Annotated in this window: 1 protein-coding gene and 1 pseudogene; both read left to right on the top strand. The window is 45.6% G+C overall.

Annotated elements, in window-relative coordinates; all coding sequences use genetic code 11:
• A pseudogene (locus BN338_RS07525) lies at window positions 1-245 on the top strand (phage portal protein family protein); the annotation flags it as partial.
• Window positions 238-1,443, top strand: a complete 1,206-nt coding sequence (locus BN338_RS07520; protein WP_039760627.1) for a phage minor head protein — start codon at window positions 238-240, stop codon at window positions 1,441-1,443. The pseudogene BN338_RS07525 and the gene BN338_RS07520, both read left to right, overlap by 8 nt.
• Window positions 1,444-1,455 lie beyond the last annotated feature (12 nt).

Genomic DNA, 1,455 nt, shown 5'->3' with positions numbered 1-1,455 from the left:
CAGAGAAGCATGGTGAGAGCCCCTATGGTGAATTGGATCGGCTTTCTGAAGAGGCTTTAAGCGACTGGGAAGAGGATTTAGAACCCCTTTTAGAGCCTTTTAAAAAGCTTGTGAGAGAGGCTCAAAGTTATGAGGATATCCTCAAAGGCTTAGATGAATTGCTGCGTGGGATGGATCATCATGCGTTAGCAGCGCGTTTGGCAAAGGTGCAAATGATTGCGCGAGGGCTGGCTTATCATGGATGAGGAACTTTTTAAAACGGCACCCAAAGAGGTTACCCGTTATTTTGAATCCAAGGCTCTTGTTCCAAGCTTTGATTGGCGTGATGTCGCACCCGAAGAACATGCCTTTTCCTTTACGGTGGCAAAATCGGTAGGCTATGACATTTTAGAGGATTTTAAACAAGCTGTTGGAGAAGCCATCAAATATCAACTTCCTTTGCAAGAGTTTCAAAAAAATCTGATGCCGCTTTTACAAGAAAAGGGTTGGTGGGGGAAAAAATTAGCGCGTGATCCCAAAACGGGTGAAAAGAGCGTGGTGCAATTGGGGAGCCCGCGACGTTTAGAGACGGTCTATTGGGCGAATACCATGAGTGCGCATGCGGCAGGTGAATGGGAGCGTACACAAAATAATAAAGAGTTTTTGCCCTATCTCACCTATGCTTTGTCGAGTTCAGAACATAAGCGTTTAGAACATGAAAGTTGGGTGGGTTTTACAGCACCTGTTGATGATCCCATTTGGGATTGGCTTTATCCGCCCAATGGTTGGCGGTGTAAATGCAGTGTGCGGCAAGTGAGTCGTTATGAAGCAGAGAATTTAGGCTATGAAGAGGGGGGAGCGCCTCTCCAAGTTGAACAGAAGATTTGGCACAATAAGCGGACGGGACAAGTAGAGAAGATACCAAAGGGAATTGATCCTGGATGGCATTTGAATCCTGGGAAACATCGTGCGCAAAATTTAAGCCGTTTTTTGAGTGATAAAATTGCTGCCATGCCGGAAAACCGCAAGCGCATTGCCATTGAAGATATTGTGGGTTCACCGCTTTTGGAAGCGATGTTTGAAGGACATATGCCGCGTGGATTTCTTCCCATTGCCCCCATGCACCAAAAGGTGGATGATGTTTTTGCCGCGGAAAATTCTCTTATTCGCTTATCTTCAGACAGTGTGAAACATATTTTGTTAGAGCATCAAGCGCGTGCTCTTCATTTGGATGATTTTCGTGGTGCCCTTCAAATATTGATAAAACCCTATGGCATCATCAGGCGAAAAGCTGTACCGAGCGTTGTGTTTTTTGGGGGAAGTGATGGGGCATGGTGGCGCTTAGCCGTTAAATTTGTGGCAAGCAAACAAGAATGGTGGTTGACCTCGATGCATAAAAAGAGCTTTAGCGAAATGCAACGTCTTCTTGATGCTGCCGAAAAGAAGGGTGAACGGTTGTTGTAAAAAGAACACCGT

The organism is Bartonella queenslandensis AUST/NH15 (assembly GCF_000312585.1).
In the GTDB taxonomy this organism is placed as follows: domain Bacteria; phylum Pseudomonadota; class Alphaproteobacteria; order Rhizobiales; family Rhizobiaceae; genus Bartonella; species Bartonella queenslandensis_A.
The sequence above is the reverse complement of the archived record's forward strand: the minus strand, read 5'-3'. Positions and strand labels throughout refer to the sequence as shown.

What these genes read in the sequence shown, in the direction of transcription:
- BN338_RS07520 (WP_039760627.1), top strand. Translation starts at nt 238, where the DNA reads ATGGATGAGGAACTTTTTAAAACGGCACCCAAAGAGGTTACCCGTTAT.